This window comes from Prevotella sp. HJM029, assembly GCF_000599605.1.
Classification (GTDB): domain Bacteria; phylum Bacteroidota; class Bacteroidia; order Bacteroidales; family Bacteroidaceae; genus Prevotella.
This window is the reverse complement of record NZ_AZHT01000153.1, coordinates 1-1,107: the sequence shown is the minus strand read 5'-3', so window position 1 is coordinate 1,107 and position 1,107 is coordinate 1. Positions and strand designations below refer to the sequence as shown.

Here is a 1,107-nt window from a genome sequence, read left to right as displayed (position 1 = left end):
GAAAGTACAACCCCGATGGGGTTGAGGAAAACCATATGCGGCGCCCCTACCACATCACAAATGGCATGCGACAATCTATCCGCCCAAACATTCCATCCGTTTGGATATATTGGCAAACACTTCGTCCGACCATTCCATCCGATTGGAAACGCGAGCAACCCCTCTTTTCAAATATTCCATCCGATTGGATATACTGGTAAACGCCGCGCCAGACCATCCCCCTCGTTTGAATGTGCTGGCAACCCCTCCCCCCGACCTTTCCATCCGTTTCGGTGTGCTAACAATGGAGGAAAAACTACCGCATCGCGGTTATACTTTCGATAGCCCGGGGTTGCCGACGATAGGAGGCTACCCCGGGAAACAATGCAAGCAAAAAGGCTACCCCCTTGGGGGTTGTACTTTCTTTTTCTACACCTCACCCATTTCCCTGCAATGAATGGATTTATTCGCGAATGATATTCCTTTTGCGCGAATGAATTTAAAGAGAGTACAATGCCGATGGCATAGGTTCCCACCCTGCAAACGCATCCAGGGTAGGCTCCTATCGTCGCCAACCCTGCGCTATCGAAAGTACAAGCCCTACAGGCTTGGAATGAGTAAATGGCATACAAACAAAAAAAGGCGGCTACCTACTCTCCCGCATTGCCCCATTTGACATGGTGTACCATTGGCGCATAGAAGATATGGTAAGGCAGCTGTATTCAAAACCGCATATAACAAAAAAAGCACTCTGAAGAAATGAATCTCCAAAGTGCTTCGTAAGAAAAAAGGCGGCTACCTACTCTCCCGCATTGCCCTATTTGACATGGTGTACCATTGGCGCATAGAAGATATGGTAAGGCGGCCGTATTCAAAACCGCATGCAACAAAAAAAGCACTCTGAAGAAATGAATCCTCAAAGTGCTTCGTAAGAAAAAAGGCGGCTACCTACTCTCTCGCATTGCCCTATTTGACAAGGTGTACCATCGGACGAATTGGGCAGTAGAAGGTAAACAAAAAAGCGTCCACTTAATTGCTCAAATGAACGCTTCGTAAGAAAAAAAGGCGGCTACCTACTCTCCCGCATTGCCCTATTTGACATGGTGTACCATCGGACGAATTGGGGAG

The 1,107-nt window shown here is 47.8% G+C and carries 1 protein-coding gene; it reads left to right on the top strand.

What is annotated here, in order from left to right; translation table 11 throughout:
- The coding region (locus X919_RS17070) for a hypothetical protein (protein WP_216592155.1) at positions 1-200 on the top strand (200 nt) is incomplete at its 5' end.
- Positions 201-1,107 lie beyond the last annotated feature (907 nt).